12 protein-coding genes and 1 pseudogene are annotated in these 12682 nt (G+C 43.1%); 9 read left to right on the forward strand and 4 right to left on the reverse strand.

Going from position 1 to position 12682, the window contains the following annotated elements; genetic code table 11:
* From mlaF to murA, 7 genes are all read left to right on the forward strand, one after another.
* Entirely contained in the window at window positions 1-804 is an 804-nt protein-coding gene (mlaF, locus tag PTE_RS00235; protein ID WP_036842123.1) for a phospholipid ABC transporter ATP-binding protein MlaF, read from the forward strand.
* Between the two features lie 10 nt (window positions 805-814).
* Window positions 815-1597, forward strand: a complete 783-nt coding sequence (gene mlaE, locus PTE_RS00240; RefSeq protein WP_036843411.1) for a lipid asymmetry maintenance ABC transporter permease subunit MlaE — start codon at window positions 815-817, stop codon at window positions 1595-1597.
* 4 nt (window positions 1598-1601) lie between these two features.
* Complete coding sequence (gene mlaD, locus PTE_RS00245; RefSeq protein ID WP_036842124.1) at window positions 1602-2117, forward strand: outer membrane lipid asymmetry maintenance protein MlaD; 516 nt, start codon at window positions 1602-1604, stop codon at window positions 2115-2117.
* 22 nt (window positions 2118-2139) lie between these two features.
* Entirely contained in the window at window positions 2140-2769 is a 630-nt protein-coding gene (mlaC, locus tag PTE_RS00250; protein WP_036842125.1) for a phospholipid-binding protein MlaC, read from the forward strand.
* A gap of 1 nt (window position 2770) precedes the next feature.
* Window positions 2771-3064, forward strand: a complete 294-nt coding sequence (mlaB, locus tag PTE_RS00255; RefSeq protein WP_036842126.1) for a lipid asymmetry maintenance protein MlaB — start codon at window positions 2771-2773, stop codon at window positions 3062-3064.
* Between the two features lie 141 nt (window positions 3065-3205).
* Window positions 3206-3460, forward strand: coding sequence for a BolA family iron metabolism protein IbaG (ibaG, locus tag PTE_RS00260; protein WP_036842129.1), 255 nt, complete (start codon window positions 3206-3208; stop codon window positions 3458-3460).
* Window positions 3461-3511: 51 nt separating this feature from the next.
* Window positions 3512-4765: a UDP-N-acetylglucosamine 1-carboxyvinyltransferase gene (gene murA, locus PTE_RS00265; protein WP_036842130.1), complete on the forward strand. Its 1254-nt coding sequence runs from the start codon at window positions 3512-3514 to the stop codon at window positions 4763-4765.
* A 491-nt stretch (window positions 4766-5256) separates the two neighbouring features.
* Here murA and PTE_RS00270 read toward each other — a convergent pair.
* The 4 genes and pseudogenes from PTE_RS00270 to zapG form a co-directional block, all read right to left on the reverse strand.
* Window positions 5257-6156 (reverse strand): annotated as a pseudogene (locus tag PTE_RS00270) (Rpn family recombination-promoting nuclease/putative transposase).
* A gap of 146 nt (window positions 6157-6302) precedes the next feature.
* Window positions 6303-7364: an outer membrane-stress sensor serine endopeptidase DegS gene (gene degS / locus PTE_RS00275; RefSeq protein WP_036842132.1), complete on the reverse strand. Its 1062-nt coding sequence runs from the start codon at window positions 7362-7364 to the stop codon at window positions 6303-6305.
* A gap of 1252 nt (window positions 7365-8616) precedes the next feature.
* Entirely contained in the window at window positions 8617-9993 is a 1377-nt protein-coding gene (gene degQ / locus PTE_RS00280) for a serine endoprotease DegQ (protein ID WP_036842134.1), read from the reverse strand.
* Between the two features lie 241 nt (window positions 9994-10234).
* The gene (gene zapG, locus PTE_RS00285) at window positions 10235-10639 is read right to left on the reverse strand and encodes a Z-ring associated protein ZapG (protein ID WP_036842135.1); all 405 of its coding nucleotides are present in this window, start codon (window positions 10637-10639) and stop codon (window positions 10235-10237) included.
* 220 nt (window positions 10640-10859) lie between these two features.
* On the opposite strand from zapG, the gene zapE reads away from it, so the two are divergent.
* Window positions 10860-11990 (forward strand): cell division protein ZapE, encoded by a 1131-nt coding sequence (zapE, locus tag PTE_RS00295; RefSeq protein WP_036842138.1) that lies wholly within the window; start codon window positions 10860-10862, stop codon window positions 11988-11990.
* Between the two features lie 254 nt (window positions 11991-12244).
* The gene (gene rplM / locus PTE_RS00300) at window positions 12245-12673 is read left to right on the forward strand and encodes a 50S ribosomal protein L13 (protein WP_011148147.1); all 429 of its coding nucleotides are present in this window, start codon (window positions 12245-12247) and stop codon (window positions 12671-12673) included.
* Window positions 12674-12682: the final 9 nt, after the last annotated feature.

The following is a 12682-nucleotide window of genomic DNA, read 5'->3' on the forward strand; positions in this document are numbered from 1 at the left end:
ATGAGTCAACAAACAGCAAATCTCATCGAGATCCGTGGTATGTATTTTACCCGTGGTAACCGTCCGATTTTTGCTGATATTAATCTGGCGGTGCCCAAGGGAAAAGTCACGGCAATTATGGGGCCTTCTGGCATAGGGAAAACAACACTATTACGGTTGATTGGCGGTCAATTGCGTCCTGAACGAGGAGAAATCTGGTTTGATGGCGATAATATTCCTGCTTTATCTCGTTCTCGTTTATATGCTGCCCGTAAGAAGATGAGTATGTTGTTTCAGTCCGGGGCATTATTCACTGATCTGAATGTTTTTGAGAACGTCGCTTTTCCGCTGCGTGAACATACCAATCTGCCTGAAGAAATTATACAGACGACGGTCATGATGAAATTGGAGGCTGTTGGGTTACGTGGTGCCGCGAATTTGATGCCTTCTGAACTTTCCGGTGGTATGGCAAGGCGTGCTGCTTTGGCACGCGCCATTGCACTTGATCCTGATCTGATTATGTTTGATGAGCCTTTTGTTGGTCAGGACCCGATTACGATGGGGGTTTTGGTGAAACTCATTGATGAACTGAATAAGGCGCTTGGTGTGACCTGTGTGGTTGTTTCCCACGATGTGCCGGAAGTTCTGAGCATTGCAGATTATGCTTATATTATGGCTGAACAACAGATTATTGCAGCGGGTACCGCTCAACAGTTGCAGTCTAATTCTGATCGGCGGGTACGGCAATTTCTTGATGGTATTGCTGATGGGCCGGTACCTTTCCGTTTCCCGGCCGGGGATTATAAAACTGAGTTATTAGGATAGTGGAATGTTGATGTTAACACAGGCGCTAGCGGCACTTGGCAGGCGGGCTATTGAGGCGTTCGCCTCTTTTGGCCGTGCCGGTTTTATGCTTTTTAGCGCGATAATTGGCAAGCCAGAACCTGCCAGACAATGGCCATTACTCCGACAACAGCTTTACAGCGTGGGTGTTCGGTCATTGTTGATTATCATGGTTTCAGGGTTGTTTATTGGCATGGTGCTCGGTTTACAGGGGTATCTGATACTGACAACATACAGCGCAGAAGCCAGTCTTGGCATGATGGTGGCGCTGTCTCTGTTACGTGAACTGGGGCCGGTTGTCACTGCACTATTGTTTGCCGGCCGTGCAGGATCAGCGCTAACCGCCGAAATAGGTTTGATGAAAGCCACGGAACAAATTTCCAGTCTGGAGATGATGGCGGTAGATCCATTACGGCGTGTGATAGCACCCCGTTTCTGGGCTGGGTTTATCAGTATGCCGTTATTATCCTTGATTTTTGTGGCGGTAGGTATTTGGGGCGGTGCGGTGGTTGGTGTTGATTGGAAAGGGATCGACAGTGGTTTTTTCTGGTCTGCAATGCAGTCTGCTATAGAGTGGCAGAAAGATTTATTTAACTGTTTTATTAAAAGTGTCGTTTTCGCCATTACCGTGACTTGGATTGCTTTATTTAATGGTTATGATGCGATCCCCACCTCAGAAGGGATCAGCCGGGCAACGACCAGAACGGTAGTTCATGCGTCGTTAGCCGTTTTAGGTTTGGATTTTGTGCTGACAGCACTCATGTTTGGGAATTAAGTCAATGCAAAGCAAGAAAATTGAAGTTTGGGTTGGGTTTTTTGTCTTAATTGCACTGGCTGCAATCGTCTTTTTATGCTTGAAAGTGGCAGATATTAAATCGGTCGGTAACCAACCGACTTATCGTTTGTACGCAACTTTTGACAATATCGGCGGTCTTAAAGTGCGTTCACCGGTAAAAATTGGTGGAGTGGTGATTGGTCGTGTTGCAACTATCTCTCTGGATGAAAAAACTTATACACCGCAGGTGGCACTGGATATCGTGAAGCAATATGACCGCATCCCGGATACCAGCTCTCTTTCCATCCGTACTTCTGGTCTATTGGGTGAACAATATATTTCCCTGAATATGGGGTTTGAAGATCCAGATATGGGAACCAATATCCTGAAAGAGGGGGACCGTGTGCAGGATACTAAATCAGCAATGGTACTTGAGGATCTGATTGGTCAATTCTTGTATAAGGGGGGCGATAACTCCCAGAGTAGAGCAGAACATACTCCAGCACCAACCCGCAATTGAATATCATTGAGAGGAATCAATTATGTTGAAGAGATTATTAATGGTGGCGCTGTTGGTGGTTGCGCCATTAGCTAGCGCAGTTGATCAGACGAACCCTTACAAGTTGATGCAGGATGCGGCAGAAAAGACGTTTACCCGCTTGAAGAATAGTCAGTCACAGATTCGACAAAATCCAGATTATTTGCGCCAGGTGGTGAAAGAAGAATTACTGCCTTATGTACATATCAAATATGCTGGGGCATTAGTTTTGGGGAGCTACTATAAAGATTCGACGCCAGCACAACGCGAGGCTTATTTTACCGCATTTGAATCTTACCTTGAGCAGGTTTATGGGCAGGCTCTGGCAATGTATCACGATCAAACTTATCAGATTGATCCTGAAAAACCATTGGGAGACAACAATATCGTTGCGATTCGTGTCACTATCATTGATTCGAATGGTCGCCCGCCAGTTCGCCTTGATTTTCAGTGGCGTAAAAACAGTAAAACTGGCTACTGGCAGGCATACGATATGATTGCTGAAGGCGTCAGTATGATTACAACTAAGCAGAGTGAATGGGCTTCTATCTTACGTCAACAAGGTATTGATGGTTTGACTAAGCAACTTGAAATCAGCGCTCGTCAGCCAATTACGCTGGAAGAGAAAAAGTGAGATGAGTGAGTGTTTGAGTTGGGAAAAAGTAGAGCAAACATTGATCCTCAAAGGTATTTTGGATCGTGACACTTTGCTGTCTCTCTGGCAGCAAAAAGAAAAATTACTGGCCGGTATCAACGGCGTCAATGTGTCACAGCTTGAGCATGTGGATTCTACCGGGTTGGCTCTTTTAGTCCGTTTTAAACATCATATACAAAAGGAAGGGGTTAAATTGCTCTTTTCCGGCGTCAGTGAACGGCTTAGTACCTTGATTACACTTTACGATCTGCAAGAAATTATCATTGATAGCTAGCCGATAATCTTATAATTATCTGTATAATCAGCGCCCTTGTAAGCAGAAATGTTACAAGGGTGTTTTCATAGTTTAAGAATAAGTCGGATTCTATTAGGATGGACGACGGTCTATTATTTCTAACTACAGAATTGAGCAATTATGGATACTAATGAGATTAAACACGTGCTAATGGATAAATTAGCACTGGATGAAGTCATCGTTAACGGAGATGGCAGCCATTTCCAGGTTATTGTGGTTGGTGAAATGTTTGCCGGCATGAGCCGGGTAAAACAGCAGCAAGCCGTTTATGCGCCTTTGATGGAATACATTGCTGACAATCGTATTCATGCTCTGTCAATTAAAGCCTATACACCGGATGATTGGAAACGGGATCGTAAGCTCAACGGTTTTTAATGCTGTTTGCCTCGCCGCGAACAGCAAATTATATTAAGAGAGTCATCACAGATGGATAAATTTCGTGTGAAGGGACCAACTCGTCTGTCGGGTGAGGTTTCTATTTCCGGGGCAAAAAATGCTGCACTGCCAATCCTGTTCGCCGCGTTGTTGGCTGAAGAGCCTGTTGAATTGCAAAATGTTCCAGAACTGAAAGATATTGATACTACTATCAAATTATTGAATTGCCTTGGGACCAAAATTGAACGTAATGGTTCTGTCTTTGTGGATGCCCGCAGTGTGAATCAATATTGCGCGCCTTACGATCTGGTAAAAACGATGCGTGCCTCCATTTGGGCGTTAGGCCCTTTGGTCGCGCGTTTTGGTCAGGGGCAAGTTTCTTTGCCTGGTGGCTGTGCTATCGGCGCACGTCCGGTTGATCTGCATATCAGTGGCCTGGAACAGCTAGGTGCTGAAATTGTTCTGGAAGAGGGCTACGTTAAAGCTTCCGTTAATGGTCGTCTGAAAGGGGCTTGCATTGTGATGGATAAAATCAGTGTCGGGGCGACAGTCACGATTATGACGGCGGCAACATTGGCTGAAGGGACAACGGTTATTGAGAATGCGGCACGCGAACCTGAAATTGAAGATACCGCCAATTTTCTCAATACCTTGGGGGCAAAAATTACAGGGGCAGGTACTGATCATATCATCATTGAAGGCGTAGAACGTCTTGGTGGTGGTGTATACCGGGTATTACCTGATCGTATTGAGACAGGTACATTTCTAATTGCGGCTGCGATATCCGGTGGTAAGGTTGTTTGCCGTCATGTTCAGCCTGATACGTTGGATGCAGTATTGGCTAAATTGCGTGAGGCGGGTGCTGATATTGAAATTGGTAAAGACTGGATAAGCCTTGATATGCACGGTAAACGACCTAAGGCTGTGACATTACGTACTGCTCCACATCCCGGTTTCCCGACAGATATGCAAGCACAGTTCAGCTTGCTGAATTTGGTTGCGGAAGGGGTTGGTATGATCACCGAAACTATTTTCGAAAACCGGTTCATGCATATCCCTGAATTAATTCGTATGGGGGCTCATGCAGAAATTGAAAGCAATACCGTGCTTTGTCATGGTGTCAAAAAGTTGTCTGGTGCTCAGGTAATGGCGACTGATTTACGGGCATCTGCGAGTCTGGTTCTGGCAGGTTGTGTTGCGGAAGGGGTGACTGTTGTTGACCGTATCTATCATATTGACCGTGGTTATGAACATATCGAAGATAAACTGCGCGGGCTTGGTGCGGATATTGAACGAGTGAAATAAGCGGAAAAGTGATTTTGTTTCTTTATTTGGAAACAGGAAGCGGTGTAGCTTAAAAAACCAGGTTGATGATGGGTAGAGAAGTAAAGTGTATCCGTAGGGTGCATGGCTCAAGCCGATAAAAAACATTTATGTGCTATTACGATCTACCCATCATTAACGACCGTGATTGAAAATTTTACTGAGTAATTAATCTCAGCTCTGCTTAAGAACAGAGATTTCAGAAGCACGTAGATTCAGACTCCATCTTATCGCTTGGAATGTAAATGTGCCGCTTCTATGAGTTTCGTGCATTTACTCACGCATTTTTATGCCGATAACGTATCAACAGTAAGTTTGTCGGACATTTGTTCAAGTTCACTTTGGCTCAGCCCGGTAATTTTCATCACTGTTTCACGGTCGATACTCATACTTCGGTGACTGGTCTGACAGTCACCGTAAGATCCTCTCTTAACAGGCATCGTTGAATACGAATTAAGAACTTTCAGCACAAGTTAGTGGCGTATTTGCTCAAGTTCGTTCTCGCTCAGACCGGTGGGTGTCTCACGTTTCCGGTCGATTCCGCTATTTACAATGCATGAGCAATTTTTAAAGTTGCCTCTTGGCGCCCTTCCTGACGTCCCTCCTGACGTCCTTCCTGCACTCCTTCCTGGCCTGCTTTCTGACGTACCTCCTCATACTACTTGGGACTGTTCTGCCTCATACCGGATAAACTGTTCTGGATCGGCGGTATCTCCCGCCTGTGGAAGTAGTTTATCTCCCTTTGGACTGCTCATCCGTATAGTAATCATACGTCAGCAGGGTAACCAATTCTTGCATCCTACCGCCACAACACCACGCCGCAGAAGATGTTGCACCACCATTTCCAGTAGTGCAACCCGTTTGTGCGTCAGGATCTTATCATCCGGGATTACCGTCACATCTACCAGTGGGAATGCGCCGGAATAGATCTCCTTCGCCAGGGCCGGAGCATCGAAGCAGTCGAGCCAATGGGTGCTCCACGGATACGGCTGTATTTTTCCGTGATAGAACAACACCGGAATAACCAGCGGTAATTTTTTATGTCCCTGCTCCAGATGCCGTTGCATTGCTGAAATACTGTAGCGCATTAACCGGAATGCTATCATTTTGTCCGGGGAACTTTGGTGCTCGATCACGCAATACACGTAACCGTCACCCTGCGCCGTTTTCAATGAATACAAAATGTCGGAATAATGCGCCCGCAGATTGTCTTCAATAAACGACCCTGATTCCAGCCGCAATGTATCCAGATCACAAACTGCCCGTAATGTCGCAGGCAAATGAATCTCCAAAAAGTCTCTGGCGGTATCAATATGACTTAAAAACTGTTTAAAAACAGCGTCATGTGGCGTTGGTGTATTTTTTTTCTTCATCGGCGAATAGTAGCATACTTTCTTTTATATTGAAGGAATATTAAGCAAAAAACCAAGCGGACTGAGATGTCTTGGATTTTCTTTGACAAAAACTTTGATCGTATCTCAGATTCTTTAATTTCCTTCTTAAGCGAAGTTCAGGTTAATTAATATTCATCAAATTCTGCAATCGTCACTTGCAGTGACAGCATCTTCCCATTGCGTAATAAAGTTACAGGAACAACGCTGCCTGGGCGTATTTCAGCCACTTGATCCATTGTTTCAACCGCAGAAATAGCAGGTTTGTTATTTACATTGATAATGATATCACCAACCTTAATACCAGCTGTTTGGGCGGGTCCATTTGGGGTAACCTGGAATACCCGTAGCCCCTGAATCTGATTAATATTGCCGTTATAAGAACGAATATGTGGGAGTTCCTGTGACGTTATGCCGATAAAGCCCCGGATAACCCGTCCGTCACGAATCAGTTTCTGCATAATCTTTGTGGCGAGTTCAGTAGGAATAGCAAAACCCAACCCCTCTGGTGTTTCACCGTTTTCACTTTTATCAAATGATAATGTGTTGATACCCACCAGTTCACCAAGGGTATTAATCAACGCACCGCCGGAGTTACCTTGATTAATGGAAGCATCTGTCTGGAGAAAGTTTTGACGTCGGGTAGGGCTTAATCCAACGCGGCCGGTAGCACTAATAATCCCTTGGGTAATAGTTTGACCTAAATTGTAAGGGTTACCAATAGCCAGAACGATATCCCCCACATGGGCCACTCTATCTGGATTGATAGTAATGACAGGCAGATTCTCGGCATCAATTTTCAGGACTGCAAGATCCGTTAAACTGTCAGAACCTATGACCAGGGCTTCATAAAAATGACCATCTTGTAATGCAACAATAATTTGCCCTGCATTATTAATGACGTGTTTATTAGTGAGAATATAACCTTTATCACTCATGATGACGCCGGAACCGAGGGTATGGTTTTCTCTGCCTTCATGAGAAAAACTGCCCATATTGCTGCTATAAACATTAACTACTGCGGGTGCTGCCTTGCGGACACCTTGATTAAAGCTGAATGGAACTTCATCATTATGATTGCTGAACATTGCGGATACCAGCCCGGTAGGGCGCAGTGATGGAACGGTAATTAGCAAAATGACAGCGACAAGTAATCCCAAAAAAGCAGAACGCAGTAACTTGGCAAACATGGATATTATTCAGTGTGAGTTAATGAATAACTGTAGGATAACATACGAAATTAACAAACACAGCATTACGCTGTATCTCAGGTTGCTGACTTTTAGCACCCCGACTATCACTGCTGAGTTTTCATTAAGGTAAGATTAGATATGCTTTATCTTAAAGTGATAAAACTAGCAGTTGAGAAAAGCCATTATTTTGTCTGTCAGCTTGGTTTTAAAATCTGAAAAAGATGGTAAGCGTATCATGAAAAAATAGGTAAAAACTTTAATCAATAAAGGTAAAAATAATTGATTAAGGATTTTTTAAAGTGGATACAAAATCCGATGCGATACTGGCATTGGAAGAGAAAACATTAGGGAAAGTGGGTTTTAATTTTATTAATAAGGTGATAAAGTTAAACGAGAATATGAGATTAACTGCACAGGGCGGGATTCTATTCATTTTATTGTTTAAAGCACCGTTTTAAATAAAAATTTTTTAGCAATAGATTTACTGTACACTTGGAGGTTTTTTACCATTTTATGGTTTTTGTCTTGTTTTTAATAAAATGGCTATTTTAGAGTAATAAATGGCATGTGCATTTAGTGAATATCATTTTAAAAAGGTTTTTGTTGTCAAAATAAAATCGTTTATTTATTAAAATAGGATCTTCATATGATTTTCACTTAACGCCATCCTCCTATATCTGTTTAAATCGAACGGTAAATTAATTTAATAACGATTTATTACACTTACAATAGTGAAAATTATCGAGGATTAATCAGTCAGAAAGGTTATAATGATTAAATGGGTATTTAAGCGTTAAATCACATTAACGCCGAAAATAATCTAGTTCGTATTCAGTTAAATCATTTATTTGCGGATTATGTTATTCATGTTTTTCACAAGAGATTATTTATCTGTCTGAATGGATGGTATGAAATGTGATCAACGTCTGGTTGTTTAATCCTGATAATGGGGAATGAGATGTATTAAATGCCAGAAAATAGCGATAAGGTTGGAGGTACTTTCTTATTACATCCAACCCCAATTCTTTTAACTTCCGCGTTTAGGGGGAGAATTCCGCAGTTTCGTTAAATGAATTTTTAATTAAGAAAATAGGAAAGCCTTCGGAATGATAATCGTCTTACAGGCTTATCATATTTTTCACATTGTTCACTTTCATTTTTTTGACGATCGCAAACTCCTTTTGCATAAGACACTGCATTATGCAGTGTCTTATGCTGGAGCTAGATAGCGTTTTTCAACCTAAACGTATTAATTTCTCAGTAACAGATAGATACTCTCGTCACCGCGAAGAATATTCAGCGCTATTACCGGAGGTTTAGAATCAATAACTTTGCGCAGTTCGTTAATGTTCTGTACCCGTTCATTATTGATCCCAACAATCAGGTCACTTTTCTGTAAACCAGACATCGCCGCAGGTGAGTTTTGCATGACACTATCGATTTTCACACCGAGAGTCCCTTTCACTTCGCCATTACTGAGAGTTGCGCCTTGCAGGGCAAGTGTTAGGTTTCCAGCTTTGGTGGTTTGACCTTCACTGTTTTCCAGAATAACGGAAACTTCCATTGGTTTGCCTTTACGCAATAAGCCAATTTTAATTTCTTTACCTGGCACAGTTGTACCAATTTTGGCTTTCAGTTCAGCAAAGCTATTGATCTTCTTACCATCAACAGAAACCAGAATATCGCCGGATTTAATCCCTGCTTTCGCTGCCGCGGATTTTGGTAATACTTCACTGACAAATGCACCGCGCTGGGCATCAATATTGAATGCTTTGGCGATATCGGCGTTCATTTCAGTACCTTTGATACCGAGAATACCGCGTTTGACTTCACCATGAGCAATAAGCTGCTCACTCAGGGTTTTTACCATATTACTTGGGATGGCAAAGCCGATACCGATGTTACCGCCGCCTGGAGCCAGAATTGCGGTGTTGATACCAATCAACTCGCCATTCAAATTAACCAGTGCTCCACCGGAGTTACCACGGTTAATCGAGGCGTCGGTTTGGATAAAGTTTTCCAGCCCTTCGAGATTCAGACCGCTGCGTCCTAACGCCGAGATAATTCCTGAAGTCGCAGTTTGACCAAGACCGAACGGATTACCCACCGCCACAGCAAAATCACCAACCCGGAGCTTATCGGAATCGGCTATTGTGATTGCCGTTAAATTTTTGGCATCTTTCAGTTGCAGCAAGGCGATGTCAGTTTGAGCGTCGCGACCTAACAGTTTAGCTTCATATTCACGCCCATCGTTCAATTGCACACGGATTTTATCCGCATTCTCAATAACGTGATTGTTGGTCAATATATAACCTTTGGCAGCGTCAATGATGACACCTGAGCCAAGCCCCTGAAATGGGCGGGTACTTTCACGGCCCATTGGCAGATTCGGGCCAAAGAAGAACCTGAACTCTTCCGGTATACTCTGCTCCTGTTGTACCTGAGTACCGGAAACATGCACGCTGACAACTGCCGGCAATACTTTCTCAAGCATCGGAGCGAGGCTTGGCAGCTCCTGACCGGCAATAGCAGCAGGTAAAGCAGCGCTACTGATGGCAGGAACGGAAGCTACGGATAACCCGATACTGATTGCTAACGCACTAAGGAATAAGTTTTTTCTTTTCATCTAATTTCGTTCTCTTGTATACCTAAGCCAGAAGGCTAATAAGTTAATTCGGGCAAGTTGCCATGATTACTCTATGACTGTTAATTATTAAGTAAAGTTCATCTGGCAAACAGACTTGGCACGATTTTTTACAAGGATTTACATGATTGAAGAATAAAAAAACAAAACTTTTTGCGGATAGAGAAGAGATCTTGCCTTTGGAATTAATGCTGTGGCACAAAACATGCCACAGCAGAAATAGTTACTGGTTTTTTTCATTAACCGGGCGGAACAGGCCGGAAGCGCCATCAGAGTAATCTCTTGGAGGCATTTTAACCGGAGCCTGATCATTATCTGCTTCTGATTCAGTCAGTCGATAATTGAATGGATTTTCTTGTACTGGCATATTCGGCATCAGCTCGTGAGAGCTTTTGGCCATATGCTGATACAACTGGCGATAATCGCGGGCCATATTGTCGAGTAATTCTGCACTGTGGGCAAAATGGCCGACTAATTCTTTACGGTACACTTCCAGTTCTGATTTATTATTCTCCAGTTCAGTTTGTAAGGCTCCCTGCTGGCGCAGCTTAGTGTTACCAAAGCGCATGACTAGCGCTCCGATAACAAAACCCACCACTAATCCAATCAGTGCATACTCCCAAGTCATAGCTACTCCTTCATCAACATCGTTGTTCAGCAGAATGTTTCACTTAATTATCGTCACTATAACCGTTAATCTAGTTAGAGTGGAATATTGATCATGATTTACATATTGTTTGTAGACCTTATTTTGAACCTTATTGTAGACAATTGATCTGGTGATAAGGTCAATCTGAATCATAAAAACGATAAAAAACGGGCAATTATTTTTTAAGGATTGTTTTGTCATGCCATCATTGATTATCCCTTCATCATTCTATCAAAAAGCCCTTTCTAAGGGGGAATACCAGCCAGATGATGTCCAACGTCGTGTCGTTGCTCAATTGGATGTTATTCACTATGCCCTGATTAATACTTCTTCCGGCCATCCAGCGAAGCGAAAAAGCTTGAAAGGGCGACTGAGTAAATTATTAGGCAAACAGACTTCAACGACCTGTACACCTGTTCAAGGGCTTTATATGTGGGGTGGGGTTGGCAGAGGGAAAACGTGGTTAATGGATATGTTTTACCAGAGTTTGCCAGGTAAAAGAAAACTGCGTTTGCATTTTCATCGCTTTATGCTGCGGGTGCATGAAGAATTAAAGGTGTTGCAAGGGCATGAGGATCCGCTGGATATTGTCGCGGATGGTTTTAAAGCAGAAACCGATGTGCTCTGCTTTGATGAATTCTTCGTTTCTGATATTACTGATGCCATGATCCTTGGCACATTGTTGGAGGCTCTGTTTGTCAGGGGGATCACGTTGATTGCAACGTCTAATATTCTTCCCGATGAACTCTATCGTAATGGTTTACAGCGAGCTCGTTTTTTACCTGCGATTGAGCAGATTAAAAAATATTGTGACGTAATGAATGTGGATTCAGGTATTGATTATCGGCTGCGTACTTTGACACAGGCTCATCTCTATTTCACACCGCTGAATGAAGATAATGAACGGGCTATGGATCGAATATTTATCCGTTTGGCGGGTAAAAGCAGTGAGCAAGCCCCGATATTGGAAATTAATCATCGGCAGATGCCGGCAATTCGTAGTGCCGATGGTGTATTGGCAATTGGATTTAAAGTTTTGTGTGAAGATGCCCGTAGTCAGATGGACTACATTGTTTTATCAAAACTTTATCACACCGTTTTGTTATATCAGGTTCCGGTGATAATGTCTGGTAATGAAAATGCTGCTCGTCGTTTTCTGGCGCTGGTTGATGAATTCTACGAGCGTCGGGTAAAACTGATAATTAATGCCGCGGTACCGATGGAACAGATTTACCAAGGGGTTTTGCTGACTTTCGAATACCAGCGTTGCTTGTCCCGCTTGCAGGAAATGCAAAGCGAAGAATATCTGAAATTACCTCATTTGCCTTAATCTTGTGCTTATCCTGTATATTTCGGACTAAAGTTGATTTTAAATAATTCAAATTGGGGTCGATTTTTATTTGTGACTTCTCTATAATCTTGCGACCCCACGTTACAGCAATGTTTTTTTTCCCAAAAAACTTGCATAGTGCCGGCATAGGCTATTCGAAGGGGTAGGTTTGCTGGACAAGAGTCGTGTGAACCTCAGCAGTTTCTGAACCTTGAGTGTTCACCAACGTGTAACTTATTATTGGGTAAGCTTTAATGAAAACTTTTACAGCTAAACCAGAAACCGTAAAACGCGACTGGTATGTTGTTGACGCAGATGGCAAAACTTTAGGCCGTCTTGCAACTGAAGTGGCTCGTCGTCTACGCGGCAAGCATAAAGCGGAATACACTCCGCACGTTGATACCGGTGATTACATCATCATTGTTAACGCAGAAAAAGTTGCTGTAACCGGTAACAAACGTTCTGATAAAATTTACTATCACCACACTGGTCACATCGGTGGTATCAAGCAAGCGACCTTTGAAGAGATGATTGCCCGCCGTCCTGAGCGTGTAATTGAAATCGCGGTTAAAGGCATGCTGCCAAAAGGGCCACTGGGTCGTGCAATGTACCGTAAACTGAAAGTTTACGCAGGTAGCGAGCACAACCACGCGGCACAGCAACCGCAAGTTCTGGACATTTAATCGGGATTA

The sequence above is a fragment of the Photorhabdus khanii NC19 genome (assembly GCF_000517265.1).
In the GTDB taxonomy this organism is placed as follows: Bacteria; Pseudomonadota; Gammaproteobacteria; order Enterobacterales; family Enterobacteriaceae; genus Photorhabdus; species Photorhabdus khanii.

What these genes read in the sequence shown, in the direction of transcription:
- mlaF (WP_036842123.1), top strand. Translation starts at nt 1, where the DNA reads ATGAGTCAACAAACAGCAAATCTCATCGAGATCCGTGGTATGTATTTT.
- mlaE (WP_036843411.1), top strand. Translation starts at nt 815, where the DNA reads ATGTTAACACAGGCGCTAGCGGCACTTGGCAGGCGGGCTATTGAGGCG.
- mlaD (WP_036842124.1), top strand. Translation starts at nt 1,602, where the DNA reads ATGCAAAGCAAGAAAATTGAAGTTTGGGTTGGGTTTTTTGTCTTAATT.
- mlaC (WP_036842125.1), top strand. Translation starts at nt 2,140, where the DNA reads ATGTTGAAGAGATTATTAATGGTGGCGCTGTTGGTGGTTGCGCCATTA.
- mlaB (WP_036842126.1), top strand. Translation starts at nt 2,771, where the DNA reads ATGAGTGAGTGTTTGAGTTGGGAAAAAGTAGAGCAAACATTGATCCTC.
- ibaG (WP_036842129.1), top strand. Translation starts at nt 3,206, where the DNA reads ATGGATACTAATGAGATTAAACACGTGCTAATGGATAAATTAGCACTG.
- murA (WP_036842130.1), top strand. Translation starts at nt 3,512, where the DNA reads ATGGATAAATTTCGTGTGAAGGGACCAACTCGTCTGTCGGGTGAGGTT.
- degS (WP_036842132.1), bottom strand. Translation starts at nt 7,364, where the DNA reads ATGTTTGCCAAGTTACTGCGTTCTGCTTTTTTGGGATTACTTGTCGCT.
- degQ (WP_036842134.1), bottom strand. Translation starts at nt 9,993, where the DNA reads ATGAAAAGAAAAAACTTATTCCTTAGTGCGTTAGCAATCAGTATCGGG.
- zapG (WP_036842135.1), bottom strand. Translation starts at nt 10,639, where the DNA reads ATGACTTGGGAGTATGCACTGATTGGATTAGTGGTGGGTTTTGTTATC.
- zapE (WP_036842138.1), top strand. Translation starts at nt 10,860, where the DNA reads ATGCCATCATTGATTATCCCTTCATCATTCTATCAAAAAGCCCTTTCT.
- rplM (WP_011148147.1), top strand. Translation starts at nt 12,245, where the DNA reads ATGAAAACTTTTACAGCTAAACCAGAAACCGTAAAACGCGACTGGTAT.